The 2401-nt window shown below is 66.6% G+C and carries 3 protein-coding genes and 1 tRNA gene; 3 read left to right on the plus strand and 1 reads right to left on the minus strand.

Translation table 11 applies throughout. The features are described from left to right. Window positions 1–121: DUF6324 family protein (locus Q4F04_RS12850; protein WP_303370219.1), on the minus strand; the 121-nt coding region annotated here is incomplete at its 3' end. Window positions 122–229: 108 nt separating this feature from the next. Here Q4F04_RS12850 and Q4F04_RS12855 point away from each other — a divergent pair. The 3 genes from Q4F04_RS12855 to Q4F04_RS12865 all read left to right on the plus strand — a co-directional run bounded on the left by Q4F04_RS12855 (window position 230) and on the right by Q4F04_RS12865 (window position 2148). After that, a tRNA-His gene (locus Q4F04_RS12855) sits at window positions 230–306 on the plus strand. Window positions 307–380: 74 nt separating this feature from the next. Beyond that, on the plus strand, window positions 381–1085 hold the full coding sequence (locus Q4F04_RS12860) for a GntR family transcriptional regulator (RefSeq protein ID WP_303370216.1): 705 nt from the start codon (window positions 381–383) through the stop codon (window positions 1083–1085). 103 nt (window positions 1086–1188) lie between these two features. Further along, entirely contained in the window at window positions 1189–2148 is a 960-nt protein-coding gene (locus Q4F04_RS12865; RefSeq protein ID WP_303370217.1) for a dihydrodipicolinate synthase family protein, read from the plus strand. Window positions 2149–2401: the final 253 nt, after the last annotated feature.

The following is a 2401-nucleotide window of genomic DNA, read 5'->3' on the forward strand; positions in this document are numbered from 1 at the left end:
CGGGATCGAAGTCCAGCGGCAGCTCGACCCCCTCGCCCTCGACATAGATGCGGACCATCCCGAGGTCGGTCGGCCCGATCTGCAGATTGGCGGCGACGTCGCTTTCCTTGTTGATGCCCATCGCACCTTTCCCCTGCACAGCTTGACCCGGACGGTCTAGCCGACCGCGGCGCCAGGCGGCAAGAGAGGCTTGCATCACCCGCGGCAAGGGTCTATCTGCTGCGCCTGTGCCGCCTTAGCTCAGTTGGTCAGAGCGCTGGATTGTGGATCCAGAGGTCCCCCGTTCAAGCCGGGGAGGCGGTACCATCCTTCCCCAGCCTTTACGCTTTTCCGGCCAGCCGGTAACAGCCGCGCCAGACCCGATCGCCTGGAGCCAGCGGATGCCCGAGACCGACAACGAATCGCCCGCCGAACGCAAGCGCGGATCGGGGGTGCGGCTGGTGCATGGCGTGCTGCGCGACGAGATCCTGGATCTGGTCCTGCCGCCCGGCAGTCCCATCGACGAGGTCGCGCTGGCCGAACGCTTCGGCATGTCGCGCACCCCCATCCGCGAGGCGCTGGTGCGGCTGGCGGGCGAGGGGCTGGTCGAGGCGCTGCCGAACCGCACCACCATCGTCGCCAATATCGACTTCCTGAACCTGCATCATTTCTTCGACGCAATCACGCTGATGTATCGCGTGACCACGCGGCTGGCCGCGCTGCACCACAAGCCCGCCGATCTGGAGCCGATCCGCGCCGCGCAGGCCGAGTTCGCAGAGGCCGTGGCCGCGCAGGACGCGCTTGCCATGATCGCGACCAACCGCGCCTTCCATGCCGCCATCGCCGAGGCGGGGGGCAATCCCTATTACATCGGCCTGTTCCTGCGGGTACTGGACGAGGGGCGGCGGCTGCTGAGGCTTTATTACCAGTCCTACGAGGATCGGCTGCCGCAGGAATATGTCGACGAGCACGAGGCGCTGATCGCCGCGGTCGAGGCGCGGGACGTGGACCTGTGCGACCGGCTGTCACGCGCCCATGCCGACCAGATCGTGCGGCAGATCCAGACCTTTGTCGCCCGTGACCGGCGGGACGACATGGCGCTGTAGCAGGCGGCATATTTATGTCGACAGGGAAAATACAGTTGCTAGAACAGGTGGTGACATCCGAATCGGCAGGCTCATGCCCGCCCGCTGCACCACAGGAGCCAAGATGAACACCGAGATCTTCACCGGCGTGATCCCGGCGCTGATGACGCCCTGCACGTCCGACCGCCAGCCCGACTTCGATGCGCTGGTCCGCAAGGGGCAGGAACTGATCGACGCCGGCATGTCGGCGCTGGTTTATTGCGGGTCCATGGGCGACTGGCCGCTGCTGACCGACGCGCAGCGGATGGAAGGGGTCGAGCGGCTGGTCAAGGCGGGCCTGCCGGTGATCGTGGGGACGGGCGCGGTGAACTCGGCCTCGGCCGTGGCCCACGCGGCCCATGCGCAGAAGGTGGGCGCGGCCGGGCTGATGGTGATCCCGCGGGTGCTGTCGCGCGGCAACTCGCCCATCGCGCAGAAGAACCACTTCAAGGCGATCCTTGCCGCCGCCCCCGACCTGCCGGCGGTGATCTACAACAGCCCCCATTACGGTTTCGAGACCAAGGCCGACCTGTTCGTCGCCCTGCGGGCCGAGCATCCGAACCTCGTCGGCTTCAAGGAATTCGGCGGCCCGCAGGCGATGACCTACGCGTCCGAGCACATCACCAGCGGCAACCCGGACGTGGTGCTGATGGCGGGCGTCGATACCGGCGTCTACCACGGCTATGTCAAGGCGGGCGCCTTCGGCACCATCACCGGGATCGGCAACGTGATCCCCAAGGAAATCCTGCACATGGTGGCGCTTTCGCGGGCGGCGGCGGCGGGTGACGTGAACGCCCGCGCCCGCGCCCGCGAGTTGGGCGAGGCGCTTGAGGTGCTGTCGACCTGGGACGAGGGCACCGATCTCGTGCTGTATTACAAGCACATGATGGTCATGCAGGGCGATGCCGAATATGCCTTGCATTTCAACGAGACGGACGAACTCAGCCCCAGCCAGCGCGCCTGGGCCGAGGCGCAGTTCACCCAGTTCCGCACCTGGTACGCGGAATGGAGCAAGCTGCCCGGCGTCAGCGACTACGCCGCGTGACGCTGCCGCCGTTATGTCGGATCAACCCTGCATACTGTCTGTATTTTCAGGTTGATCCGACGAAGACGGCGCGGATAGCTGACAAAGGTCAGGATTCGATACGGCCAACGAGCCACACAGGGAGTGACACCATGAAGACCTCGATCCTCGGCGCGGCGCTGGTCGCCGCCACCGCCGCCGCGGGCGCGGCGCACGCCGACAAGCTGGACGACATCATCGCCTCGGGCACGCTGCGCTGCGCGGTGGTGCTGGA

This window comes from Paracoccus sp. (in: a-proteobacteria) (genome assembly GCF_030536915.1).
Taxonomy (GTDB): Bacteria; Pseudomonadota; Alphaproteobacteria; order Rhodobacterales; family Rhodobacteraceae; genus Paracoccus.